Source organism: Nocardioides cavernae, from assembly GCF_016907475.1.
Classification (GTDB): domain Bacteria; phylum Actinomycetota; class Actinomycetes; order Propionibacteriales; family Nocardioidaceae; genus Nocardioides; species Nocardioides cavernae.
Genome location: NZ_JAFBCA010000001.1, coordinates 1824153 through 1847613, shown reverse-complemented (window position 1 = coordinate 1847613; position 23461 = coordinate 1824153). Strand labels below are relative to the sequence as shown.

26 protein-coding genes are annotated in these 23461 nt (G+C 72.1%); 12 read left to right on the top strand and 14 right to left on the bottom strand.

Annotated elements, in window-relative coordinates:
• Positions 1-2 precede the first annotated feature (2 nt).
• Genes JOD65_RS08555 through sigE form a run of 3 tightly spaced genes read right to left on the bottom strand, consistent with a single transcriptional unit; the run spans position 3 to position 2676 of the window.
• Positions 3-1562 (bottom strand): S1C family serine protease, encoded by a 1560-nt coding sequence (locus JOD65_RS08555; RefSeq protein WP_191196325.1) that lies wholly within the window; start codon positions 1560-1562, stop codon positions 3-5.
• Positions 1559-2077: an anti-sigma factor gene (locus JOD65_RS08550; protein ID WP_191196324.1), complete on the bottom strand. Its 519-nt coding sequence runs from the start codon at positions 2075-2077 to the stop codon at positions 1559-1561. The genes JOD65_RS08555 and JOD65_RS08550 overlap by 4 nt, the downstream gene beginning before the upstream one ends.
• Positions 2077-2676, bottom strand: coding sequence for an RNA polymerase sigma factor SigE (sigE, locus tag JOD65_RS08545; RefSeq protein ID WP_204811040.1), 600 nt, complete (start codon positions 2674-2676; stop codon positions 2077-2079). The genes JOD65_RS08550 and sigE overlap by 1 nt, the downstream gene beginning before the upstream one ends.
• Positions 2677-2879: 203 nt before the next feature.
• On the opposite strand from sigE, the gene JOD65_RS08540 reads away from it, so the two are divergent.
• Positions 2880-3539 carry an O-methyltransferase gene (locus JOD65_RS08540; RefSeq protein WP_191196322.1) on the top strand — a complete coding sequence of 220 codons (660 nt, stop codon included), beginning with the start codon at positions 2880-2882 and terminating at the stop codon, positions 3537-3539.
• Between the two features lie 19 nt (positions 3540-3558).
• On the opposite strand, the gene JOD65_RS08535 is transcribed toward JOD65_RS08540, so the two are convergent.
• The 3 genes from JOD65_RS08535 to JOD65_RS08525 are packed head-to-tail and all read right to left on the bottom strand — an operon-like array spanning position 3559 to position 5620.
• A complete protein-coding gene (locus JOD65_RS08535; RefSeq protein WP_191196321.1) occupies positions 3559-3897 on the bottom strand; it encodes a hypothetical protein in 339 nt (112 codons plus the stop codon).
• A complete protein-coding gene (locus JOD65_RS08530; RefSeq protein ID WP_191196320.1) occupies positions 3897-5450 on the bottom strand; it encodes a leucyl aminopeptidase family protein in 1554 nt (517 codons plus the stop codon). The genes JOD65_RS08535 and JOD65_RS08530 overlap by 1 nt, the downstream gene beginning before the upstream one ends.
• 2 nt (positions 5451-5452) lie before the next feature.
• Positions 5453-5620: a DUF3117 domain-containing protein gene (locus JOD65_RS08525; RefSeq protein WP_191196319.1), complete on the bottom strand. Its 168-nt coding sequence runs from the start codon at positions 5618-5620 to the stop codon at positions 5453-5455.
• Between the two features lie 175 nt (positions 5621-5795).
• Between JOD65_RS08525 and JOD65_RS08520 the strand changes: the two genes are divergently transcribed.
• Complete coding sequence (locus tag JOD65_RS08520) at positions 5796-6641, top strand: enoyl-CoA hydratase/isomerase family protein (RefSeq protein WP_204811038.1); 846 nt, start codon at positions 5796-5798, stop codon at positions 6639-6641.
• A 28-nt stretch (positions 6642-6669) separates the two neighbouring features.
• Here JOD65_RS08520 and JOD65_RS08515 read toward each other — a convergent pair whose 3' ends face one another.
• Genes JOD65_RS08515 through ileS form a run of 6 tightly spaced genes read right to left on the bottom strand, consistent with a single transcriptional unit; the run spans position 6670 to position 13266 of the window.
• Positions 6670-7455, bottom strand: coding sequence for a M14 family zinc carboxypeptidase (locus JOD65_RS08515; protein WP_191196317.1), 786 nt, complete (start codon positions 7453-7455; stop codon positions 6670-6672).
• On the bottom strand, positions 7455-7877 hold the full coding sequence (locus tag JOD65_RS08510; protein WP_191196316.1) for a hypothetical protein: 423 nt from the start codon (positions 7875-7877) through the stop codon (positions 7455-7457). The genes JOD65_RS08515 and JOD65_RS08510 overlap by 1 nt, the downstream gene beginning before the upstream one ends.
• Positions 7878-7893: 16 nt before the next feature.
• Complete coding sequence (locus JOD65_RS08505; protein ID WP_224747945.1) at positions 7894-8193, bottom strand: DivIVA domain-containing protein; 300 nt, start codon at positions 8191-8193, stop codon at positions 7894-7896.
• A complete protein-coding gene (locus tag JOD65_RS08500; protein WP_191196315.1) occupies positions 8190-8972 on the bottom strand; it encodes an LOG family protein in 783 nt (260 codons plus the stop codon). The genes JOD65_RS08505 and JOD65_RS08500 overlap by 4 nt, the downstream gene beginning before the upstream one ends.
• Positions 8969-10027, bottom strand: coding sequence for a succinyl-diaminopimelate desuccinylase (gene dapE, locus JOD65_RS08495; RefSeq protein ID WP_191196314.1), 1059 nt, complete (start codon positions 10025-10027; stop codon positions 8969-8971). Before dapE ends, JOD65_RS08500 begins: the two co-directional genes overlap by 4 nt.
• Positions 10028-10062: 35 nt before the next feature.
• Positions 10063-13266: an isoleucine--tRNA ligase gene (gene ileS, locus JOD65_RS08490; protein WP_191196313.1), complete on the bottom strand. Its 3204-nt coding sequence runs from the start codon at positions 13264-13266 to the stop codon at positions 10063-10065.
• A 396-nt stretch (positions 13267-13662) separates the two neighbouring features.
• Between ileS and JOD65_RS08485 the strand changes: the two genes are divergently transcribed.
• The 7 genes from JOD65_RS08485 to JOD65_RS08455 all read left to right on the top strand — a co-directional run bounded on the left by JOD65_RS08485 (position 13663) and on the right by JOD65_RS08455 (position 18528).
• On the top strand, positions 13663-13992 hold the full coding sequence (locus JOD65_RS08485; protein WP_191196312.1) for a PadR family transcriptional regulator: 330 nt from the start codon (positions 13663-13665) through the stop codon (positions 13990-13992).
• Position 13993: 1 nt separating this feature from the next.
• Positions 13994-14362, top strand: a complete 369-nt coding sequence (locus JOD65_RS08480; protein ID WP_191196311.1) for a DUF1048 domain-containing protein — start codon at positions 13994-13996, stop codon at positions 14360-14362.
• Positions 14359-15150 (top strand): ABC transporter ATP-binding protein, encoded by a 792-nt coding sequence (locus JOD65_RS08475; RefSeq protein ID WP_191196310.1) that lies wholly within the window; start codon positions 14359-14361, stop codon positions 15148-15150. Before JOD65_RS08480 ends, JOD65_RS08475 begins: the two co-directional genes overlap by 4 nt.
• Positions 15150-15917, top strand: a complete 768-nt coding sequence (locus tag JOD65_RS08470; RefSeq protein WP_191196309.1) for an ABC transporter permease — start codon at positions 15150-15152, stop codon at positions 15915-15917. Before JOD65_RS08475 ends, JOD65_RS08470 begins: the two co-directional genes overlap by 1 nt.
• Before the next feature lie 107 nt (positions 15918-16024).
• Positions 16025-16570, top strand: a complete 546-nt coding sequence (locus JOD65_RS08465; protein ID WP_191196308.1) for a DinB family protein — start codon at positions 16025-16027, stop codon at positions 16568-16570.
• A gap of 43 nt (positions 16571-16613) precedes the next feature.
• A complete protein-coding gene (dapD, locus tag JOD65_RS08460) occupies positions 16614-17552 on the top strand; it encodes a 2,3,4,5-tetrahydropyridine-2,6-dicarboxylate N-succinyltransferase (RefSeq protein ID WP_191196307.1) in 939 nt (312 codons plus the stop codon).
• 7 nt (positions 17553-17559) lie between these two features.
• A complete protein-coding gene (locus JOD65_RS08455; protein ID WP_191196306.1) occupies positions 17560-18528 on the top strand; it encodes a VldE C-terminal domain-containing protein in 969 nt (322 codons plus the stop codon).
• Between the two features lie 101 nt (positions 18529-18629).
• Here JOD65_RS08455 and dapC read toward each other — a convergent pair whose 3' ends face one another.
• Complete coding sequence (gene dapC, locus JOD65_RS08450; RefSeq protein WP_307821034.1) at positions 18630-19790, bottom strand: succinyldiaminopimelate transaminase; 1161 nt, start codon at positions 19788-19790, stop codon at positions 18630-18632.
• Positions 19787-20113 carry a ferredoxin gene (gene fdxA / locus JOD65_RS08445; RefSeq protein ID WP_056604759.1) on the bottom strand — a complete coding sequence of 109 codons (327 nt, stop codon included), beginning with the start codon at positions 20111-20113 and terminating at the stop codon, positions 19787-19789. The genes dapC and fdxA overlap by 4 nt, the downstream gene beginning before the upstream one ends.
• A gap of 78 nt (positions 20114-20191) precedes the next feature.
• Between fdxA and JOD65_RS23965 the strand changes: the two genes are divergently transcribed.
• The 3 genes from JOD65_RS23965 (at position 20192) to aspS (ending at position 23459) form a co-directional block, all read left to right on the top strand.
• The gene (locus tag JOD65_RS23965) at positions 20192-21118 is read left to right on the top strand and encodes a GNAT family N-acetyltransferase (protein ID WP_191196305.1); all 927 of its coding nucleotides are present in this window, start codon (positions 20192-20194) and stop codon (positions 21116-21118) included.
• A gap of 39 nt (positions 21119-21157) precedes the next feature.
• On the top strand, positions 21158-21997 hold the full coding sequence (locus JOD65_RS08435) for a TspO-related membrane protein (RefSeq protein WP_191196304.1): 840 nt from the start codon (positions 21158-21160) through the stop codon (positions 21995-21997).
• Between the two features lie 181 nt (positions 21998-22178).
• Positions 22179-23459 carry an aspartate--tRNA(Asn) ligase gene (gene aspS, locus JOD65_RS08430; RefSeq protein ID WP_191196303.1) on the top strand — a complete coding sequence of 427 codons (1281 nt, stop codon included), beginning with the start codon at positions 22179-22181 and terminating at the stop codon, positions 23457-23459.
• Positions 23460-23461 lie beyond the last annotated feature (2 nt).

Below are 23461 nucleotides of genomic sequence, written 5' to 3'. Positions count from 1 at the left end.
GACTATCCGACCTTGCCGTCGAGCTCGACCTGCACGACCCGCTCCTCGCCGCCGCGGACCACCGACATCTCGACGGTCTCACCCGGCAGGTGGGTGCGGATGGCCACGATCAGGGCGATGCCGTCGTTGACCGGCTGGTCGTCGACCGCCGTGATCACGTCGTCCTTCTCCAGGCCGGCGCGCTCGGCCGGGGTGTCGGGCATGACCTCGGTGATCGTGGCTCCGTCGGCGTCGGGCTCGCCGCCCGTGCGCACCTGCGCTCCGATGACGGGGTACTCCGCCTTGCCGGTGCGGAGGATCTGGTCGACCGTCGTGCGCACCTGCTCGATCGGGATCGCGAAGCCGACACCGATGTTGCCCGCCTCGCCGGACGCTCCGCCGTTGGTGGCGATCGCGGAGTTCACCCCGACGACCTCGCCGGCCAGGTTGACCAGCGGCCCGCCGGAGTTGCCCGGGTTGATCGCGGCGTCGGTCTGCACGGCGTTGATGTAGGAGGAGTTGTCCTCGGACTGCCCCGACGTGGTCACCGGCCGGTTGAGGGCGCTGACGATGCCCGAGGTCACGGTCTGGCTCAGGCCGAGCGGGGCGCCGAAGGCGATCACGGGGTCACCGACGCGCAGGACCTGCGAGGCACCCAGCGCCGCGGGCTCGAGCTTGCCGCCGCCCTCGACGGCCAGCACGGCGAGGTCGTAGACCGAGCTGCGGCCCACCACGGTCGCCTCGAGCCGCTGGCCCTGGTGGTCGATGACCACGATCGGGCCGTCGTCCTCGGCGGCGGAGGCGACCACGTGGTCGTTGGTCACGACGTGGCCCTCGCGATCGAGCACGAAGCCGCTGCCGGTGGCGCCGCCCTCGCGTCCGTCGAGCTCGGCCACGATCTGGACGGTGCTGGGGAGCAGCGCCTGCGCCACCGCGGCGACCGAGCCGTTGTCGGCCTCCAGCGGTGCGGCGGTCTGCGTCCGCACGCCGTTGATCCCGTTGTCGTTGGTGCCCGGGCGGGCAGCCAGCTCGTCCTGGATCGCGCCGCCGGCGAGCCCGCCGAGCATGCCGACGACCAGGGCGAGGCAGGCGACCGCGGGCCAGACCCACAGCGGGATCTTGCGGGAGACCGTCGTCGGGCCGGCGTACATCGGGCGCGGTTGGGGACCCGGACCGAACCAGGGCTGGCCGGGCTGGCCGGGCTGCTGCGGGTAGGGGCCCTGGGTCGGGTACGGCACGGTCGGGGCTGCGGGCTCGTGGCCGGCGCCGGGTTGCTGTTCCTGGGACGGGGCCTGCGGCTCGCCGAACGGCGCACGGTGCGGCGGCGGGCCGTCGAGCATCCCGTCCTGGGGCGCAGCGGCGTCGTCGGCGCCGGGACCGTCAGGACCGGCGTGCGCGGGGACGGCGTCGTCGGCAGCGCCGTAGACACGGCCCTCCGGCTGCGCGGCGGGAGCGGGCTCGGGCTCGGTGGGGCGCCAGCCGGCCAGGGGCTGGGTGGGTTCCTCGTCCTGCGCTCCCGGGAGCGGCTGGTCGGTGACCTGCTCGTCCGGGGTCTGCTCGTCGGGCCTGTGCTCGTCGCTCACGGAGCAATCTTCTCCCGGATCGCCACAAGGCGCTCGGCCAGGGGCGTCCGGGAGGGTGAGACCGGTCCACGGGCGGCGCGGTCGTCACCGGTGACGGCCGGGCTCGCGGGACCGGTCGGCCGGCTCAGGTCGGTGACCGGCGGCCGGGGGTCGACGCGCGGGGCGCCGGCCACGCCGAGCGCGAGCACGCCGACGACGCAGGCGCTCGCTGCGCCGCCGCCGATGGCGACGAGGCCTCGGCGCGGGCGTTGGCGCGAGGTCGGGAACTGCGGGGCGACCAGGCCGTGGCCGGGCTGCATCGACGAGCAGCGGCCCACCAGCTCCGACTTGAAGTCGTGGGAGGGCTGGCCCGGACCGAAGGACAGCTGGGCGAGCTGGGTCTTGACCCACCCCTCCTGCTCGACGAGGTCGCGGCACGCGTGGCACGCGTGGACGTGGCTCCAGCAGCGCTCCTCCTCCTCCGGCGCGAGGCGACCGTCGAGGAGTGCGCTGACCCGTGATCCGAGGTGGCTCATCACGACACCGGCCCGCGGGGGTGAGGGGCGACGGGACCCGAGTAGCGCGAGCGCCCCGCAGCCGGCTCGCGGTGCGCGAGGGCCTTGCGGAGCATCGTGCGACCGCGGTGGATGCGCGAGCGCACGGTGCCGAGCTTGGCATCCATGATCTCGGCGATCTCCTCGTAGCTGAGGCCCTCGACGTCGCACAGCACGACCGCGGCGCGGAAGTCGGGCGGCAGCGTCGCCAGCGCCGTCTCGATGTCGTCGTCGAAGGTCCGGTCCGCCACGGCGAGCTCGGGCGCCGGGGCCGGGCTGGTCAGCCGGGCGGCGCGCTCGTCGGACAACGGGTCGAAGCGGATGCGCTGCTTGCGGCGCGCACCGTCGAGGAAGAGGTTGGTGGTGATGCGGTGCAGCCAGCCCTCGAAGGTGCCCGGCGTGTAGGTGTCGAGCGAACGGAAGACCCGCACGAAGACCTCCTGGGTGAGGTCCTCGGCGTCGGGCCGGTTGCCCGTCAGGCGGTAGGCCAGGCGGAACACCCGGTCGGAGTGCTGCTCCACGACCTCGTCCCACGTGGGCACGTCGACGACATCGCTTGCGGTGTCGACGTGATCACCCACGGGTGCTCCCTGGCTCGTCTTCCTCGACCGCAGCTGCAACGGTTCGATGTCCTTCCTGACGCTAGGTATCCCGCCTGAGAGTTCCCTGTGAACCACATGCGGACCGACCAAGAACTTCTGCCCGGGTCACCGCCTCCAACGACCGAGGCGGTCCGTGTGTTCCCGGCCACGTCCGGCGGTTGCCGCGCGATAGAGTCGCCCGCGTGCCGAACAACACCGCGCCGATCAAGCCCGCGAGCTGGACCTACGCCGAGACGTTCGTGGCCGAGGACGAGCTCCTGGCCGCCGCCCGCAGCCGCGCCGAGGAGGTGGGGGTGGCCCCCGTCGGACCCGGCGTCGGCGCCGCCCTGCGCTTCCTCGCCTCCGTGCTCGACGCGCGCGCGGTCGTCGAGATCGGCACCGGCACGGGCGTGTCCGGGCTCTGGCTGCTGCGCGGCATGCGTGCCGACGGCGTGCTCACGACCGTCGACATCGAGGCCGAGCACCAGCGCCTCGCCAAGGAGACGTTCACCGAGGCCGGGATCCCCGGCAACCGCGCCCGCACCATCGCGGGAGCCGGGCTCGACGTGCTGCCCCGCCTGACCGACGGCCACTACGACCTGGTCTTCTGCGACGGCGACAAGCGCGAGTACGCCGCCTACCTCAAGGAGGCGCTGCGACTGCTGCGCCCCGGCGGGGTCGTGGCGTTCGACAACGCGCTGTGGCACGACCGGGTCGCCGACCCCGCCCAGCGCGACGAGGAGACCGTCACCATCCGCGACCTCGGCCGGACGATCCTCGAGCACGAGGCGCTCGTGCCGGTGCTGCTGCCCGTCGGCGACGGCCTGCTCGCCGCGAAGAAGGAATGGGCCCCCGAGGCCTGACCTGCGCGTCCGGTCGAGGCTAGAGACGCGGGGCGGCCGTGAAGCCGTCCCAGCCCTCGGCGATCGCGACGACGTCGCACGCCTCGACGAGGATCGGCGGGCTCCCGATCATCCGGGTGCCGGGCGCGTCGTCGGCACCCTCGGTGAAGGTGCGCTGGAAGTCCTCCCGCGCCTCGCTCGTGGCGAAGACGTAGCAGCCCTCGAACCACTCCCCCGGCACCTGGCGCCAGGTCTTGAAGCGCAGCCCGGCCATCCCGGTGAACCGGGCGTGCGAGGTCTCGGCGACGTAGGACGCGAGCTGTTCCTCGACCCCCTCCGGCGCGTCGGCCAGCGACCAGCGGACGGTGAGTCCGAGCATCAGACGATCCCGGCCAGCGGGTCGTCGGAGCCGAGCCAGCTCAGCAGCAGGCGCGGACCCCAGCCGCTGGGGCCGGCGGTCCACTCGTGGCGGTCGGTCGGCGACTCCGCGGCGGAGGCGAAGTCGATGTGTGCCCACGGCACGTCGCCGGCGAAGTGCTGGAGGAAGAGCGCGGCCGTGATCGCGCCGGCGCCTCCTGCGGCGTTGTCGCCGTCGGCGATGCCGGAGGCGACCTTGTCCTCGTAGTCGGCGACGAGCGGCATCCGCCAGGTGTTCTCACCCGACGCGGCCGACGCGGCTCGCACCTGGTCGGCCAGGCCCTCGTGGTTGGCGAAGTAGCCGCCGGTCCACTGGCCGAGCGACACCTTCATCGCACCGGTGAGGGTGGCGATGTCGACGAGGGCGGCCGGCGCGAGCTCGCTGACGGCGTAGGCCATCGCGTCGGCCAGCACGAGGCGGCCCTCGGCGTCGGTGTTGTTGACCTCGGAGGTGCGACCCCCGAAGTGGGTGATCACGTCGCCGGGGCGCATCGCGGAGCCGCTGACGGCGTTCTCCGCGGCCGGCACCAGGCCGACGACGCGGATCGGGCAGTCGACGTCGCGGAGTGCAGCCATGGTGGCGATGACGGCGCCGCCGCCGCTCATGTCGCGCTTCATCGTCAGCATGCCCTCGCTGGGCTTGATGTCGAGGCCGCCGGTGTCGAAGGTGATGCCCTTGCCGACGAGGACCACTGTGGGCATGCGCTTGGTGGCCCCGCGCGGGGTGTAGTCCATGCGGATCAGCCGGGGCTCGTTGACGGAGGCGCCGCCGACGGCGCGGATGCCGCCGAAGCCCTCGGCCTCGAGCCGCGCGTCGTCCCAGACCTGCACCTCGAGGCCGGCGTGCTCGCCGACCTCGACGGCCTGCTCGGCCAGCCAGGCCGGGGTCTTCAGGTTCGCCGGGACGGTCGCTAGGGTGCGGGAGCGCCAGCCGGCGCCGCCGTGCGCGATCGCCCGGGCGAGCTCGTCGTCGGCGCCGTCGCCGTCCACGCCGGCGAGCACGATCCGGGAGACCGGTCGCTCCTTGGGCCCGTTGGAGCGCCAGTGGAAGGCGAACGAACCGAGCATCGCCCCGACGACGAAGGCGCCGAGGCCCTCGTCGGGCGCGATCGACGCGAGCGTCGTCACGACGTTGCCGCGGTCCTTGGTGGCGCGGGCCAGCGCAGCGCCGGCACGACGGAAGTCGGTCGTGGTCGCCTCGCCGACACCGACGAGCAGCACGAGGCCGGGCCCGTCGGTTGCCCCGTCGGGCGTGTCTGCGGTGGCGCGGCCGGCGACCGGGACCGTGGTCAGCTCGCCGGTGCGACCGGTGGCTCGCGACGCCTCGAGCGCGGCGAGCAGGTCGACGCCGAGGGCGTCACCGGCCTCGTCGGCACCCGGGCCGAGGAGTGGCCCGTCCTCATCGGGGAGGACGGGGAACGCCCAGACTTCCGCGCCGCCGATCTGGTGCGGCAGCGCGGGGCTCAGTGCGAACTCGGGCGGCGAGACCTGGGGCGGCAGTGCGGTGCTGGGCACGATCAGCCGACGACGTCCTTGAGGGCGTCACCGAGAGCCGAGGCCTCCTCGGCGTTGAGCTCCACCACCAGCCGTCCACCGCCCTCGAGCGGGACGCGCATGACGATGCCGCGTCCTTCCTTGGTGACCTCGAGCGGTCCGTCGCCCGTGCGGGGCTTCATGGCGGCCATCGGCGCACCTCTTCCTGTTCAGCCATCACTGGATGTGGCTCTTCACATGCGAATCGAGGCGGCTGAGTCGTTCGGCCACCTCGATCGGCGTCGTACGCGTCCATTATCCCCCATGACCCGCGTGATCGGCACCACAGGGCGGAAACACCCGATGTTGGTCAGGCAGACTGCGGCCATGACGACCTCCCAGCCCGACCGCCCCGCCGGATCCAGCGCGGCCGACAGCACCGGCACCGCGCCCGTCCTGCTCCACGTGCAGGACGGCGTCGCGACGATCACGCTCAACCGGCCCGACGCGATGAACGGCCTCGACGTGGCCACCAAGGACCTGCTGCGCGACACCGTCCACCGGGTGGCCGAGGCCCCGGAGGTGCGGTGCGTGGTGCTCACCGGCAGCGGCCGCGCCTTCTGCGTGGGGCAGGACCTCAAGGAGCACCTCGCCGGGCTGAAGGGCGAGGCGGACATCCCGTTGTCGGACACCGTCGAGCAGCACTACAACCCGATCGTGCTGGCCCTCGCGACGATGCCGAAGCCCGTCATCGCCGCGGTCAACGGCGTCGCGGCCGGCGCCGGGGCGAGCCTGGCCTTCGCCGCCGACTTCCGGATCGTCGTCGACTCGGCCGGTTTCAACACGTCCTTCGCCGGCGTCGCGCTCTCCTGCGACACCGGGTCGAGCTGGACCCTGCCGCGCCTCGTCGGCCGCGCCAAGGCGATGGAGCTGCTCTACTTCCCGCGCACCGTGTCGGCGCAGGAGGCCCTCGAGCTGGGGCTGGCCACGCAGGTGGTCACCGCCGAGGAGCTCCCGCAGGCCGTGGGCCAGCTCGCCGAGCGGTTGGCGTCGGGCCCGACGGTGGCGTTCGGCTCGATCCGCCAGGCGGTGGCGTACGCCGCCGCGCACCCGCTGGCGGAGTCACTGGCCTTCGAGGCCGACAAGATGGCGCTGACCGGCGGCACCGAGGACCACCTCGCCGCGGTCGACGCGTTCATGGCCAAGGAGAAGCCGGCCTTCCGCGGTCGCTGAGCCACGGTCGCTGAGGCGCGGCCGACCCTCAGCCGCGGCGCGTGCGGTGGGCGCCGATCGCGCCGAGCAGCTGCCGGGGCGCCTGGACGGCCATCCGGTGCCGCGAGGGTCGGCCGCCGTACTCGACGGTGAGCGCCGACCCGTGGAAGCGGTGGTTGAACCACATCGTCATGGTGCCGTGGCACAGCCCGCCGCAGTCGAGGGAGGTGCGGGGCAGCCGCAGCGCGCGCGCCAGGCGCCGCGCGAAGCCGGCGTCCTTGGTGTCGGTGTCGACGCCGTGCAACGGCTGGTGGAAGCTGATCACCCGGCGCGGGTCGACCTCCTCGAGGAAGGCCATGACCGCCCGCGTCTCCGGCTCGCTCGCCGGGCGGGGGCCGGACTCGTAGTTGCCGTCGAGGTCCTTCCACAGGTGCGGGAAGTTGCGGTTGAGGTCGACGCCGCGGGCGTTGCGGCGGGTGCCCCGGGCGAGACCGTCGGGGTTGTAGGTCGGGATGACCCACAGGTCGATGCCGCGCACCGGTCGCCCGTCGCGCAGGGTCTCGAGGATCCGGCGGGTGTGCGGCTCGTTGCCGTGCATCGTCGAGACCAGCACGATCGGTCGCTTGCCCGGCTCCCCGAGCCGCCACGCGCGGATCGGTCGTCCCTTGACGGACTGGCCGATCGTGCGGACCTCGATGACGGCCGGGCGGTCGCCGGACGCGGCCGCGTCGACCGCGGCGGCCGGTGCGGGCGCGGGCTGCGCGAGTCCCGCGGCCGTCAGGGCTGCCGTCGCCAGCACGGCGGCGTACGCCGACCGGGTGCGCAGCGCGGGCATCAGACGGCTGCGGTCAGGTAGGCGTAGGTGAAGACCAGGACGCCGACCACCATGCCGAGGTGCGCCAGCAGGGACAGCCCCGGTCCGTCGCTCCACGAGTCGCCGGAGGCCTCGGGGGCGTGGCGTCCCTTGGCGGGCAGCCAGCGCGCGAGGATGAGCAGCCCGCAGATGGCGGTGAGCCACCAGAAGGCGATCGCGAGGATGCCGACGATCGGTCCTCCGAGCAGGGAGTCCTCGGGCGCCACCAGCACGCCCAGCCACAGGACGAGGGCGACGATGCCGGCCACGAAGTGCGTGAGGGGCACGCGGCTGCTGATGGAGAAGCGGCCCGCCGCTCCGGCGCCGCTCAGGCGGAGCCGGGTCAGCATGATCACCACGGCAGCGAGGGCCGTGAGGATCCAGACGACGATCGGGAACGACATGACGCGGCAGTCTGCCCTAGACGCCCGGCGGCTCGCCAGACGAGGCGTCGGGCGCGGGCTCGTCGGGGTGCCGCTCCTCCAGCTCGGACGCCAGCCGGGCGAGGACCTCGTCGACGTCGGACATCCGATAGCCGCGGAACGCGAGCGGGAACCGCACCGTGCGCAGGTCGTGCGCCGCGATCGGTCGGTCGTCGGGCAGCGCGAGGTCGGGTCGGTCGTCGTACGCCGGGGCCATCGAGCCGCCGCGGCCGGAGGCCACCATCGCCACGCCGCCCATCGCGAGGACGACGAGGACGGCGAAGAACCACATCATCATTCGGGCCGCTCCGGCTCGGGGGTGGGCCAGCGGTCCTCGCGGGCGGCCACCATCAGCGACACCGCCTCGTCGACGTCGTCGGTCAGCACCATCATGTCCAGGTCGGCGGCGTTGATCTTGCCCTCGGCCAGCACGGTCTGCCGCAGCCAGTCGAAGAGGCCGGCCCAGTAGCTCGTGCCGATGAGCACGATGGGGAACGACGTCACCTTGCGCGTCTGCACCAGCGTCAGCGCCTCGAAGAGCTCGTCGAGGGTGCCGAGGCCGCCGGGCAGGACCACGAAGCCCTGCGAGTACTTGACGAACATCGTCTTGCGGGCGAAGAAGTAGCGGAAGTTGATGCCCTTGTCGACCCACTGGTTGAGGCCCGACTCGAAGGGCAGCTCGATGCCGAGGCCGAGGCTCGCGCCGCCGGCCTCGCAGGCGCCCTTGTTGGCCGCCTCCATCGCTCCGGGACCGCCCCCGGTGATGACGGCGAAGCCGGCCTCGACGAGCTTGCGGCCGACCTCCTCGCCGATCCCGTAGAAGGGGTGGTCGACGGGCGTGCGGGCGGAGCCGAAGACCGCGATGGCGGGACCGGTCTCGGCCAGTGCGCCGAAGCCCTCGACGAACTCCGCCTGGATCCGCAGGACGCGCCACGGGTCGGTGTGGACCCAGTCGGTCCGGCCGCGGGAGTCGAGCAGGCGCTGGTCGGTGGTGCTGCCCTCGTGCACCTGGCCGCGACGCTCGATGACGGGACCCGTCACGCGGTCGGCGTGCCGGTCGTTGCGTCGGGTGTTCATGCCAGCCACTCCTTGAGGATGCGCTCACAGCGCTCGATGTGCTCGGTGGGGACGTGCTCGTCCTGCTTGTGGGCGAACATCGGGTCGCCGGGACCGAAGTTCACCGCCGGGACGCCGAGCCTGGTGAACTGGGCGACGTCGGTCCAGCCGAACTTGGGGGCGACCTCGCCGCCGACCGCCTCGACGAACGCCTTGGCCGCCGGCCGGTCCAGGCCCGGCATCGCGCCGGCGGCCGTGTCGGTCACCGTGACGTCGTAGCCCTCGAAGAAGTCGCGCACGAACGCCTCGGCGTCTGCCTCGCTGCGGTCGGGGGCGAAGCGGAAGTTGACCTCGACGACGCACTCGTCGGGGATCACGTTGCCGGCGACACCGCCACGGATGCCGGTCGCGTTGAGGCCCTCGTGGAAGGCGAGGCCGTCGATCTCCGGCTGCCGCGCGACGTAGTCGTTGAGCCGGCCGAGCACGGGGCCGGCGAGGTGGATGGCGTTGACGCCCTTCCAGCTGCGGGCGCTGTGCGAGCGCTCGCCGGTGGTGCGTACGTCGACGCGCATCGTGCCCTGGCAGCCCGCCTCGATCGAGGCGTTGCTCGGCTCCATGAGGATGGCGAAATCGGCCTGCAGCAGGTCGGGGTCGCTCTCGGTCAGCTTGCGCAGGCCGTTGTGGACCGAGTCGACCTCCTCGGCCTCGTAGAAGATGAAGGTGAGGTCGCGGTTGGGCGAGGTGACGTCCGCGGCGAGCTTGAGCATCACCGCATCGCCGCCCTTCATGTCGCAGGTGCCGAGCCCGTGCAGGACGCCGTCCTCGAGGCGGGAGGGCAGGTTGTCGTTGAGCGGGACGGTGTCGAGGTGTCCCGCGATCACCACTCGCTCCCCCAGGCCGAGCTCGGTGCGCGCGACGACCGTGTGGCCGCGCCGGGTCACGGTGAGGTGCGGCAGTGACGCCAGGGCCGCCTCGACGGCGTCGGCGATCTCCTGCTCCTCGTGGCTGACGGAGAAGACGTCAACGAGCTGCTGGGTGAGGGTGACGACGTCGGCGGACAGGTCGAGGTGGGCCATGCCCCGATTCAACCAGCCGCCGCGCCGTTCCTGCGTCAGGCCCGGGCGACCTGCACGGCCACCTCAGCGGCGTCGACGTACGACACCGCGGTGGCCAGTGTCTCGTCCGCGATCAAGGCCTCGTGGGTCCGGGCCGCGGCCAGGGTGGTGTCGGGGGCGCTGATCGTCAGGCTGATCCGGTCGCTCACCTGCAGGCCGGCGTCCTTGCGGGCCTGCTGGACCGCGCGGACCAGGTCGCGGGCGGCGCCCTCGGCCTCGAGCTCGGGCGTGACGGCGGTGTCGAGGACGACGAAGCCGCCGCGCGGCAGCATGCCGAGCGCGGAGTCCTCGTCCGACGACCCGGCCACCGTCTCGAGGGCGTACTCCCCCTCGACGAGCGCGAGCCCACCGGCGGTCACGGTCCCGTCGTCGGCGACCGACCAGTCGCCGGACTTCGAGCCCTTGATCGCGAGCTGGACGTCCTTGCCCAGGCGCGGACCGGCCGCGCGGGCGTTGACCGTGAGCCGCTGCGAGACGCCGTACGACGCCGCCTCGGGCGCGTCGACCGAAAGGACCTGGACGGCCTTGAGGTTCAGCTCGTCGGCGACCAGCTGCTCGAAGCCGTCGAGGTCGGCGTCGGTGACGACGGTCAGGCGCGCCAGCGGGAGGCGGTTGCGGAGGTTGGCGGCCTTGCGCAGCGCCGATCCGGCCGAGCAGACGTCGCGGACGGTGTCCATCGACGCGACCAGCGACTCGTCGGCGGGCAGGTCGTCGGCGGACGGCCAGTCGGTGAGGTGGACCGACCGCTCGCCGGTGAGGCCCCGCCAGACCTCCTCGGTGGTCAGCGGCATCAGCGGCGCGGTGGCGCGGCAGACGACCTCGAGCACCGTGTGGAGCGTGTCGAACGCGTCGGCGTCCTCGTCCCAGAAGCGCTCGCGGGAGCGTCGGATGTACCAGTTGGTCAGCACGTCGAGGAAGCTGCGCGTCGAGTCGCACGCCGCCGCCACCTCGTAGTTGTCGAGCTGGTCGGTCATCGCGGCGACGTAGTCGCGCAGCTTGGCCAGGATGTAGCGGTCCATCGGGTGCGCGCTGTCGGTGCGCCAGGTGGCGTCGTAGCCCTCGCCGCCCTTGGCCGCGTTGGCGTACAGGCTGAAGAAGGACCAGCTGTTCCACAGCGGGATCAGCACCTGCCGCACCGAGTCGCGGATGCCCTGCTCGGTGACGACGAGGTTGCCGCCGCGCAGGATCGGGCTCGACATGAGGAACCAGCGCATCGCGTCGGCGCCGTCACGGTCGAAGACCTCGCGCACGTCGGGGTAGTTGCGCAACGACTTCGACATCTTCTGGCCGTCGTTGCCGAGCACGATGCCGTGGCTCAGGCACGTCGAGAACGCCGGGCGGTCGAAGATCGCGCCCGCCAGGACGTGCATCGTGTAGAACCAGCCGCGGGTCTGGCCGATGTACTCGACGATGAAGTCGCCGGGGAAGTGGTTGTCGAACCAGTCCTTGTTCTCGAACGGGTAGTGCACCTGCGCGAACGACATCGAGCCGGAGTCGAACCACACGTCGAGGACGTCGGTGACGCGGCGCATGGTGGACTTCCCGGTCGGGTCGTCGGGGTTGGGCCGCGTCAGCTCGTCGACGAACGGGCGGTGCAGGTCGGGGTTGCCGTCCTTGTCGCGCGGAAGCGTGCCGAAGTCGCGCTCGATCTCCTCGAAGGAGCCGTAGACGTCGACGCGCGGGTGGTGCTCGTCGTCGGACTTCCACACCGGCACCGGGCTGCCCCAGAAGCGGTTGCGGGTGATCGACCAGTCGCGGGCGTTCTCCAGCCACTTGCCGAACTGGCCGTCCTTGATGTGCTCGGGCACCCAGCGGATGTCCTGGTTGAGCGCCATCAGGCGCTCCTTGACCTTGGTCACCTCGACGAACCACGACGAGACGCCCTTGTAGATCAGCGGCTGCCGGCAGCGCCAGCAGTGCGGGTAGGAGTGGTCGTACGTCTCTCGGCGCACCAGGACGGTGCCGGGGGTGACCGAGCCCAGCTCACCCTCGCCGCGGGTCGCGGCCTTCAGGTGGTCGATGATCTGGAGGTTCGAGTCGAAGACCTGCATGCCCTCGTAGTCGGTGACCGGGAACGTGAAGCGCCCGTCCTTGCCGACCGGCATGACCGCCTCGATGCCCTCGCGGTCGGTGACGACCTTGTCGTCCTCACCGAAGGCGCCGGCGGTGTGCACCAGCCCGGTGCCGTCCGTGGTCGTGACGAACTCGGCGGGAACGAGGCGGAAGGCGCGCTCGTGGCCGGCGTAGTAGCTGAACGGCGGGGCGTACTCGAGGCCGACGAGGTCGCTGCCCTTGCCACGCCAGGTCACGGAGGGCTCGTCGCCCAGCTCCCGGGCGTACGACGCCAGGCGGGCCTCGGCGAGGAGGTAGCGCTCGGCGCTGCCGGTCGGTCCGTCCGACTCGACGACGACGTAGTCGATGTCCTCGCCGACCATCACCGCGAGGTTGGACGGCAGGGTCCACGGGGTCGTCGTCCAGACGAGCACCTTGACGCCCGTGAACGGGCCGTCGGTCGTGACGTCGTACCCCACGGTCACGGCCGGGTCCTGCCGCATCTGGTAGACGTCGTCGTCCATCCGCAGCTCGTGGTTGGAGAGCGGGGTCTCGTCCTGCCAGCAGTAGGGCAGCACGCGGAAGCCCTCGTAGACCAGGCCCTTCTCGTGCAGCTGCTTGAAGGCCCAGATGACCGACTCCATGAACTCCGGGTTCATGGTGCGGTAGTCGTTGTCGAAGTCGACCCAGCGCGCCTGGCGGGTGACGTAGTCGCGCCACTCACCGGTGTACTTCAGGACGGACTGGCGGCAGGCCTCGTTGAACTTCTCGATGCCCAGCTCGACGATCTCGTCGGTGGTCTTGATGCCGTTGAGGCGCATCGCCTCGAGCTCGGCGGGCAGGCCGTGGGTGTCCCAGCCGAAGCGGCGCTCGACCTTGTGGCCGCGCATCGTCTGGTAGCGCGGGATGAGGTCCTTGACGTAGCCGGTGAGCAGGTGGCCGTAGTGCGGCAGGCCGTTGGCGAACGGCGGACCGTCGTAGAAGACGAACTCGTTGGCACCGTCGGCACCGGCCTCGCGCTGCTCGACGCTTGCCCGGAAGGTGTCGTCGGACTCCCAGTACGCCAGCACCGCTTCCTCGATGTCAGGGAAGCGCGGGCTGCTGGCGACGGTCGTCGCGTCGGTGTGGCTGACCTTGGGGTAGGTCATGGGTGCTCTCCTGCGGGGCGTCGTACTCGGTCTCCTGGACACGAGGACGACGCCTGCCGCGGTACCACCTCGCTTGCCGCCAACCTTCTGACGACCGCTTCGTTCCGGCTGTGTCGGGCCGCACCCGTCGGGTTCTAGTGAGGTGGCGACCGGCTCGCCGCACCCGTTCTTCCCGAGGCTCGCCGCTGATGACGGCTCAGACGCCTGCCCCGATCGTACGGCTCTGGCTCGGGCCCCCGCCAATCGCATATCCGGGGCCAGACGACCGCCATCGGTACTCAGTGATGCCAAGTACCGGTAGTCTGTGTCATTGTGTAGTGGTATTCAGTATCACTGAATACCAGTGACACCGACTACCGACGGCACTGGACGACCACCACAGAGAGGAGGCGACGCATGGGCAGCAAGCAGCTCACCGAGATGCTCAAGGGCACCCTCGAAGGAATCGTGCTCGCGATCCTGGCGACCCGGCCGGCCTACGGCTACGAGATCACCGCCCGGCTCCGCGACCAGGGCTTCACCGAGATCGTCGAAGGCACGGTCTACGCCGTCCTCGTGCGCGTCGAGCAGCGCGGGCTCGTCGACGTCGAGAAGGTCCCGTCGGAGAAGGGGCCGCCACGAAAGGTCTACACGCTCAACGCCGAGGGCCGCACGGTCCTCGCCGAGTTCTGGCGGAACTGGGACTTCCTCGCCGCACGCATCGACACACTTCACAAGGAGAGCTGACATGGCCACCAAGTGGCTCGAGGCGATCACCGGATCGCTGGAGCAGAAGAAGCAGTACAAGCAGGCGAAGGCGCGGCTGGAGTCGTTGCCGGAGCCCTACGCAACGGCTGCCGAGGCCGTCAACCGCTACCTGATGTACTTCGGCGGGGTCGTCGACGGGGACGTCATCGTGCGGATGTTCGTCGACCTCGCCGACCTCTGGGAGCGCGCCGCGATCGACGGGACGCCGGTGCGGGAGATCGTCGGCGAGGACCCGGTCGAGTTCGCCGAGACCTACGCCGAGTCCTACGGCGGCAAGCGCTGGATCGACAAGGAGCGCGCCCGCCTGGTCCAGGCCTTCGACGCCCTCGAGAAGAGGGACCGGCCATGAGCATCGAGACCCTCGCCCCGGTGATCCGGGTGCGGGGCGTCGAGAAGACCTACGGCGACCTGGCCGTGCTCCGCGGGGTCGACCTCGACGTCGCCCCCGGCAGCATCTTCGCGCTGCTCGGTTCCAACGGTGCGGGCAAGACGACGCTCGTCAAGATCCTCGCCACCCTGCTCCGGGCCGACGCCGGCTCGGCAGAGGTCAACGGCCACGACGTCGGCACCGACGCCGGCGACGTACGGGAGTCGATCAGCCTCACCGGACAGTTCGCCGCCGTGGACGAGGTGCTCACCGGGCGCGAGAACCTCGTCCTGGTCGCACGGCTGCGGCACGTGCCGGAGCCGGGCGCGGTGGCCGATCGGCTGCTCGGGCGCTTCGACCTCGTCGACGCCGGCGGCCGCAAGGCCGGCACCTACTCCGGTGGGATGCGCCGCCGGCTCGACATCGCGATGAGCCTGATCGGCGACCCGCCGGTCGTGTTCCTCGACGAGCCCACCACCGGGCTCGACCCGCAGGCGCGCATCGAGGTGTGGCGGACCGTGCGCCAGCTCGCCGAGTCCGGCACCACCGTCCTCCTCACCACGCAGTACCTCGATGAGGCCGAGCACCTCGCCGACCGCATCGCGATCCTCCACGGTGGTCGCATCGTCCAGAACGGCACCCTCGACGAGCTCAAGAAGCTGCTGCCCCCGGCACAGGTCGAGTACGTCGAGAAGCAACCGACCCTCGAAGAGGTCTTCCTCGCCCTCGTCGGCGAGCAGGTGCCCACCGCGGCAGGAAAGGAGTCCTGATGTCTGCCACCCACGCCGTCGCCGACACCGCCGTCCTCACCGGCAGGTCCCTGCGACACATCCTCCGCAGCCCCGACACGATCATCACCACGGCCGTCACCCCGATCGCGATGATGCTGCTGTTCGTCTACGTCCTGGGCGGAGCGATCGACACCGGCTCGGACGAGCCCTACGTGACCTACCTGCTGCCGGGCATCCTGCTGATGACCATCGCCTCAGGCGTCGCCTACACGTCGTACCGCCTCTTCCTCGACCTCCAGGGCGGCATCGTCGAGCGCTTCCAGTCGATGCCGATCGGCCGGTCCGCGGTGCTGTGGGGCCACGTGCTGACCTCGCTGGTGGCCAACGCGGTCTCGCTGGCCATCGTGGTGGTCGTCGCGCTGGTCATGGGCTTCCGGTCCGGCGCGGGCGTCCTCGCATGGCTGGGCGCCGCCGGGATCCTGCTGCTCTTCACCGTGGCCCTCACCTGGCTGGCAGTCGTCGCCGGCCTCTCGGCGAAGACCGTGGACGGCGCGAGCGCGTTCAGCTACCCGCTGATCTTCCTGCCCTTCATCAGCTCGGCGTTCGTGCCGACCGACTCGATGCCTGCCCCTGTCGCGTGGTTCGCCGAGAACCAACCGGTCACGTCGATCGTCAACGCGATCCGGGCACTGCTCGACGGGCAGCCGGCCGGCGAGGACCTGTGGGTCGCGCTCGCCTGGTGCCTCGGCCTGCTCGTCGTGGCGTACGCCTGGGCGGTCGCCACGTACCGCAGGCGCCTGCGCTGACCACCCGACGGGCGGACCCGTGCCGGGAGGCAGGGTCCGCCCTGCGCGTGCGCGGTCCCGCCCAGAACTCGTTTGGTCCGTGCGACGGCATGCGATTGGCTGCTGCCATGGCGAACCCCGGATACGACGGCATGTGGCTCCCGACCGACCAGGACCCGCGGATGCAGGCGGGCCCGACGCGCGGCGAGCGCGAGTGCCTCGTCGGCTACCTCGAGCACTACCGGCAGACGCTCGCGCTCAAGTGCGACGACCTGACCGCCGAGCAGCTGGGGACCAGGGCGGTGCCGCCGTCGAACATCTCCCTGCTCGGCCTCGTGCGGCACATGGCGCGCGTCGAGCAGAGCTGGTTCCGCCGGGTGATCGAGGCGCGGATGGACATCCCGCGGTTGTTCCAGGACGAGGCCGAGGACGCCGGCTTCACCTTCCCCGACGCCGACGACGACCTCGTCCGCGCCAGCCACGCGCTGTGGCAGTCGGAGATCGCCTACGCCCGCGAGGTGCTCGAGCGCACCGACCTCGACGCCGTGGTCGACGTGCACGGCGAGCCCAGCGAGGTGCGGGACATCGTGGTGCACATGATCGAGGAATACGCCCGCCACTGCGGGCACGCCGACCTCGTCCGCGAGTGCATCGACGGGCGCGCCGGCCAGTAGGCCGCCACCCGGGCGGGTGGGGCGACCTCCGTAGGCTGTGCGGGTGACTGCTGCCTCTGGCTACGGCCTGCTGACCCTGCACGGCGACACGGTGCTCGACGCCTGGTTCCCCTCCCCCGTCCTCGGCGCGACCGAGGGCGACCCGTCGGAGGAGCTCGCCCACCTCGACGGCGGCGAGGACGACTTCCGCGGCGTCACCCGCGTGGTGCGTCTCGTGGAGATCGCCGACCTGGACGCGGCGCCCGCGAGCACCGAGGACGTGTGGCTGCGACTGCACCTGCTGTCCCACCGCCTCGTGAAGCCGCACGGCGTGAACCTCGACGGCATCTTCGGCCTTCTCGCCAACGTGGTGTGGACCTCCGCCGGCCCGTGCGCGGTCGAGGGCTTCGAGCAGGTGCGCGCCAAGCTGCGCACCGTCGTGCCCGGGCACGTCGTGCAGGTCTTCGGCGTCGACAAGTTCCCGCGGATGACCGACTACGTCCTGCCGGCAGGCGTCCGCATCGCCGACGCCGACCGGGTCCGCCTCGGCGCCCACCTGGCCGAGGGCACCACGGTGATGCACGAGGGGTTCGTGAACTTCAACGCCGGCACGCTCGGCGCGTCGATGGTCGAGGGCCGCATCTCGGCGGGCGTCGTCGTGGGCGACGGCTCCGACGTCGGTGGCGGCTCCTCGATCATGGGCACCCTGTCCGGCGGCGGCAAGGAGACCATCTCGGTCGGCGAGCGCTGCCTGATCGGCGCCAACGCCGGCATCGGCATCTCGCTCGGCGACGACTGCGTCGTGGAGGCCGGCTGCTACGTCACCGCGGGCACCAAGGTGACCGTCACCGACCTCGACGGCAAGCCTGCGGTCGTGAAGGCGGCCACGCTCTCGGGCGTCGACAACATCCTCTTCCGCCGCAACTCGGTCAGCGGCGCCATCGAGGCGGTGCCGTGGAAGGGCGACGGGATCGCCCTCAACGCGGCGCTGCACGCCAACTAGGGCATCCGTGCCGTCCCTCCGCACGGCCGCCATCGGCGCGGTGGTCGCGCTCGGGGCAGTCGCGACCGCTGTGGTGCTCGTGGACCGCGGGGCCGTGCCGCCCCTCCTCGACACCAGTGGCTGCACCGCCGAGGTCGATGGCCACACCGTCGAGGTCGACCTCGAGCAGGCCGAGAACGCTGCCCTCATCACGGCCGTCGCCGTCCAACGCGGCATGCCCGCCCGGGCGGCCAGCATCGCGCTCGCGACGGCGTACCAGGAGTCCAAGCTCTACAACATCGACTACGGCGACCGGGACTCCGTCGGCCTGTTCCAGCAGCGGCCCTCCCAGGGCTGGGGCAGCGTCGCGCAGCTGACCGACCCCGTCTACGCGACCAACGCCTTCTACGACGCGCTCCAGAAGGTCGACGGCTACGACAGCATGGAGATCACCGTCGCCGCGCAGGAGGTGCAGCGCTCGGGCTACCCCGACGCCTACGCCGACCACGAGAAGGACGGTCGCGCGCTCGCCTCCGCGCTGACCGGCAACTCACGCGCCGCCCTGTGGTGCGACGTCCCGGGTGACGCCGACGAGGCCTCCGACGATCTCGACGAGACCGGCCTCGTCGCGCGCGCCACCGTCGTACGCCGTGACCTGGAGGCGCGCTTCGGCGCCCTGTCCCTCGGCGGGTTCGAGCCCCAGGGCGTCTCGAGCGGCCACATGGAGGGCTCGGCCCACTACGAGGGCCGCGCGATCGACGTGTTCTTCCGACCCATCACCGACGAGAACAAGAAGCGCGGCTGGGCGATGGCGTCCTACCTCGTCGCCAATGCCGACCGGCTCGACGTCAAGACGCTGATCTTCGACGATCGCATCTGGCACGCCGGCTCGCGCTCGGACGACGGCTGGACGGACTACCGCGTGCCGTCGTCGTCGCGCGGCGACCGGGCGATCCTGGAGCACCGCGACCACGTGCACGTCGACGTCTTCGACTGACGGCGCTGCCGCTGTCGAAGTCCCCGCTCGTGCGGGGACTTCGTCACGTGGAGGCCGTTGCAACCCCCTCCACGTGACGGACTTCGCCTACAAGTCGGCCATCAGCCGGCCAGGCGACGGGCGGCTGCGGCGACCCGCTCGTCGGTCGCGGTGAAGGCGACGCGTACGTGCTGGCGCCCAGTCGGGCCGTAGAACTCACCCGGCGCCACGAGGATCCCCTGCTCGGCGAGCGCGGCCACGGTCTGCCAGCAGTCCTCTCCCCGGGTCGCCCAGAGGTAGAGGGAGGCCTCGGAGTGGTCGATGCGGAACCCGGCGGCCTCGAACGCGTCCTTCAGCAGCAGCCGGCGGGCGGCGTACGTCGCTCGCTGCCCGTCGACGTGGGCGTCGTCGTCGAGGGCGGCGATCATCGCGCGCTGCTGCGGGCCGGGCATCTGGAGGCCGAGGTTCTTGCGGACCGCGAGCAGCTCCCCGACCAGCGCGGGGTCGCCGGCCAGGAAGGCGCAGCGGTAGCCGGCGAGGTTGGACCGCTTGGAGAGCGAGTGGACGGCGAGGATGCCGTCGAGCGAGCCCCCGTTGACCTGCGGGTCGAGGATCGACAACGGCAGCTCGGCGGGGTCGTCCGACCACGCGCACTCGATGTAGCACTCGTCGGAGACGAGCACCGTGCCGCGCTCGCGGCACCAGTCGACCACCTTGCGCAGGTGGGCCAGCGGCAGCACCCGACCCGTCGGGTTGGCCGGGCTGTTGAGCCACAGCAGGCGTGGCGTGCGGGGACCGAACGCGGTGAGCGAGTCGGTGGCCAGGCTGTCGGCACCGGCCAGAGCCGCACCGACCTCGTAGGTCGGGTAGGCCAGGGCCGGGTAGCCGATCAGGTCACCCGGACCGATGCCCAGGTGGAGCGCCATCGACCCGATGAGCTCCTTGGAACCGGTCACCGGCAGCACGCCGTCGAGGCCGAGACCCGTCACGCCGTGGCGGCGGGCCAGCCAGTCGATCGCTGCCTGGCGCGTCGCCTCGAGCCCGATCGTCGTGGGGTAGCCCGGCGAGTCGGACGCCGCCCGCAGCGCGTCCTGGACGACGTCGGGCGTGGCGTCGACGGGGGTGCCGACGGAGAGGTCACAGACCCCGTCGAAGTGGGCGCGCGCCGTCGCGGCGTAGGTCGTCAGCTTGTCCCAGGGGAAGTCCGGGAGGCGCTGGGAGACCTTCCGGTGGTCTCGTGACGGCCGCTGGGCGACCTCCTCGACCAACGGAAGGTCGGTCACTCGTCGTGCTCCTGCGGGGGCAGCGCGGCGACGAGCTCGTGGTCCTTGTCGATCACACCCATCTTGGCGGCGCCACCGGGCGAGCCGAGGTCGTCGAAGAAGTGGACGTTGGCGTCGTAGTAGCCCTTCCACTCCTCCGGGGTGTCGTCCTCGTAGAAGATCGCCTCGACCGGGCAGACCGGCTCGCAGGCGCCGCAGTCGACGCACTCGTCGGGGTGGATGTAGAGCATCCGCTTGCCCTCGTAGATGCAGTCGACGGGGCACTCGTCGACGCACGCGCGGTCCTTGAGGTCGACGCACGGCTGGGCGATGACGTAGGTCACCAGGTCCTCCTGAAAGGCGGCTGTGATCGGGGGTGGTCGGATCGGGTCTTGCAGTCGCTCCACTCTAGTATCCGGCGGGTGCCGGACACGTCAGAACCCCATGCCAGCGAGACGACCGGGCGCCACGCGCTCGGCCCCCACGTGGTGGGCCAGCGCGTCGTCGTACGCCACCTGCTGCCCGACGGCCGGGCGACCGACGTCCTCGGCACCTGTACGTCGTGGGGCGCGGACTCGCTCACCATCGACCGGGACGGCCCGCCGGGCCAGGCCGGACCCGTCGTGATCGCCCTCGCCGACGTGGTGACCGGCAAGCCCGTGCCGCCCCGGGCGTCGGTGCGGTCGCGGGTGTCGCCGCAGGAGGTGGAGGAGCACGTGGCGGCGCTGTGGGACTCGGTCACCACCGAACCGCTGGGTCACTGGCTGCTGCGGGCCTCTCCCCCGCACGGCGGCCGGCTGCGGCGTCGCGGCAACTCGGCGCTGGCGATGCACGAGCCGGGCATCGGCTGGGTCGACGCGGCCTTCGGCGTACGCCGTTTCTACGAGGCGCTCGAGCAGACCCCGCTCGTGCAGGTGCAGCGAGGCTCCGACGTCGAGCAGACCCTGGCCCCTCTGGGCTTCACGCCGATGGGCGACGGCGACGCGCACGCCCAGCTCGCATCCGTGGCCCGCGCCCTGCGCTCGGTGCGGGCGGCTGCCCCCGACGTCCCCGCCACCCTCGACGAGCAGCCCGGCTCGGCCACGGTCTCGCTGGCCTCCGGCGCCGCGACCGGGCGCGGGGTGCTGTCCGGCGACTGGCTGCTCGTCGAGTCGGTCGTGGTCGACGCCGCCGAGCGGCGCCGCGGCCTGGCCACCGCCGTCCTGGCAGAGCTCCTCGACTGGGGCGCGTCGCTGGGCGCGACCACCGCGCTGCTGCACGTGGAGACCGACAACCAGGGCGCGATCGCGCTCTACGAGCGGCACGGCTTCGTCACCCACCACACCAACCGCTACCTCGTCGGCTCGTAGCGCCCCTTCCTGTCACCCGACGTCCTGTTGGATGGCGGGGTGAGCACCGCGCAGCGCAGCACCGCACCCGCAGCGACCGGAGCCGACCGCGGCCGCCAGGTCGGCGTCACGGTCGCCGAGGTGTTCTGCATCGTCGGCACTCTCGTCGGCGTCGGCGTGATCGGCACCCGCGTCGCGGAGAGCTCGGGCGGCGCGCTCTCCGCCGACGCCACCCTGCTCGCCCCGCTCGGTCCGGCCTTCTCGATCTGGTCGGTGGTGTACGCCGGACTGGCCGCCTACACGCTCTGGCAGTGGCTGCCCTCGTCGAGCACCGACCCGCGCGCCCGCAGCACCGGGTGGCTCGCTGCCGCCTCCATGGTGCTGAACGCCGGCTGGCTGCTGGTCACCCAGCAGGGCTGGCTGTGGGCGAGCGTCGTGGTGATCCTCGCCCTCGTCGTCGTCCTCGGCGTGCTCGTCCAGCGCCTGGCCGACCTCGGCCCCGCTCCCTCCCTGGTGCAACGCGTCGTGGTCGACGGCACCTTCGGTCTCTACCTGGGCTGGGTCGCGGTGGCGACGTGCGCCAACATCACCGCCACCCTCGTCGCGGAAGGTGTCGAGACCTCGGGCCTGGTGGGCGAGCTGGTCGCAGCCCTGGTCATCGCCGTCGTCGTGGTGGTCGCGGCGGTCGTCGTGGCCCGCACCGGACCGCGGTGGAGCGTCGCCGCGGCCGCGGCCTGGGGCCTGGCCTGGATCGCCGTCGGCCGGCTCACCGACGAGCCGGCGTCCACCCTCGTGGGTGTCGTCGCGGCGATCGCAGCCGTGGCCGTGCTCGGGCTGACCGCCCGGGCCGCTCGACGTGGTGAGGAAAACCGGTCGCAGCAGGCCGCAGACCCGACCTAGGGTCGTCCCGACGACCGCGGGGCCTGACGAACCCCCTGCACACCGGCAGAGCAGCGGCCGTCCGCGCGTCCGGCGTCACCGACGAGAGGCCGGCACCCTCCGGGGCCGCCGGCGAAGGTGTGGTGGCACCGCGACCCAGCCCTCCGCCCACACCTCCCGGGCCTCACGCCCTGGAGGAACCATGACCACCCCACCGAGAACGCTCTGCTCCCACCTGCCGGCCGCCACGCCCGGCACCGCCGTCACGCTCGAGGGGTGGGTGCACCGCAGGCGCGAGCTGGCGCGCATCACCTTCGTGGTCCTGCGCGACCGCAGCGGGTTGGCCCAGGTCGTCCTGCCCGCCGGCACGCCTGTGCCGCCGGAGGAGACGACCGTCCGGGTCACCGGCACGGCGACCGCGAACGAGCAGGCACCCGGCGGCACGGAGGTCACCGACGCCGTCCTCGAGCCGCTCACCGAGCCGGCCGCGACCTCCCCGGCCGAGCTCTGGCGCCCCTCGCTGGACGTCTCCCTCCCCACGCTGCTCGAGCACGCCCCGGTCCTGTGGCGCCACCCGGCCCAGCGTGCCCGCTGGCAGCTCGCCGCCGCGTCGCTGCGCGGCTTCCGCTCCACGCTCGACGGACTCGGGTTCACCGAGGTCACCACGCCCAAGGTGGTGGGTACGGCGACCGAGTCGGGGGCGAACGTGTTCCCGGTCGACTGGTTCGGGCGGCCGGCGTACCTCGCCCAGAGCCCGCAGTTCTACAAGCAGCAGCTGGTCGGCGTCTTCGAGCGGGTCTACGAGGTCGGACCGGTGTTCCGCGCCGAGCCGCACGACACCGTCCGCCACCTCGCCGAGTACCGCTCGCTCGACGTCGAGCTCGGCTTCATCCGCGACCACCGCGAGGTGCTGGCGGTGCTGCGGGACGTGCTCGCCGGCATGGTCGAGGCGGCCGCGTCCGAGGAGGCGGCGGTCGCCAGCACGGGCGCGTCGCTGCCGGTGGTCCCCGACGAGATCCCGGTCATCCACTTCGCCGACGCGCTCGCGCTCGTCGGGGCACCGGCCGACGAGCCGGACCTGGCGCCCGAGCACGAGCGCGCACTCGGCGCCTGGGCGCTCGCGGAGCACGGCAGCGACTTCCTCGCGGTCGAGGGCTACCCGATGGCCAAGCGGCCGTTCTACACGCACCCGCAGCCGGGCGACCAGCGCTGGTCGAACTCCTTCGACCTGCTCTTCCGCGGGCTGGAGCTGGTCACGGGAGGACAGCGGCTGCACCGGGCGTCGGACTACGAGTGCGCGATCCGCGAACGCGGCGAGGACCCGGTGTCGTACGACGCCTACCTGCAGGCGTTCCGGCACGGGATGCCGCCGCACGGCGGGTTCGCCATCGGTCTCGAGCGGTGGGTCGCCCGGCTCGTCCGGGTGGCCAACATCCGGGAGGTCACGCTCTTCCCGCGCGACCTGAACCGGCTGGTGCCGTAGGC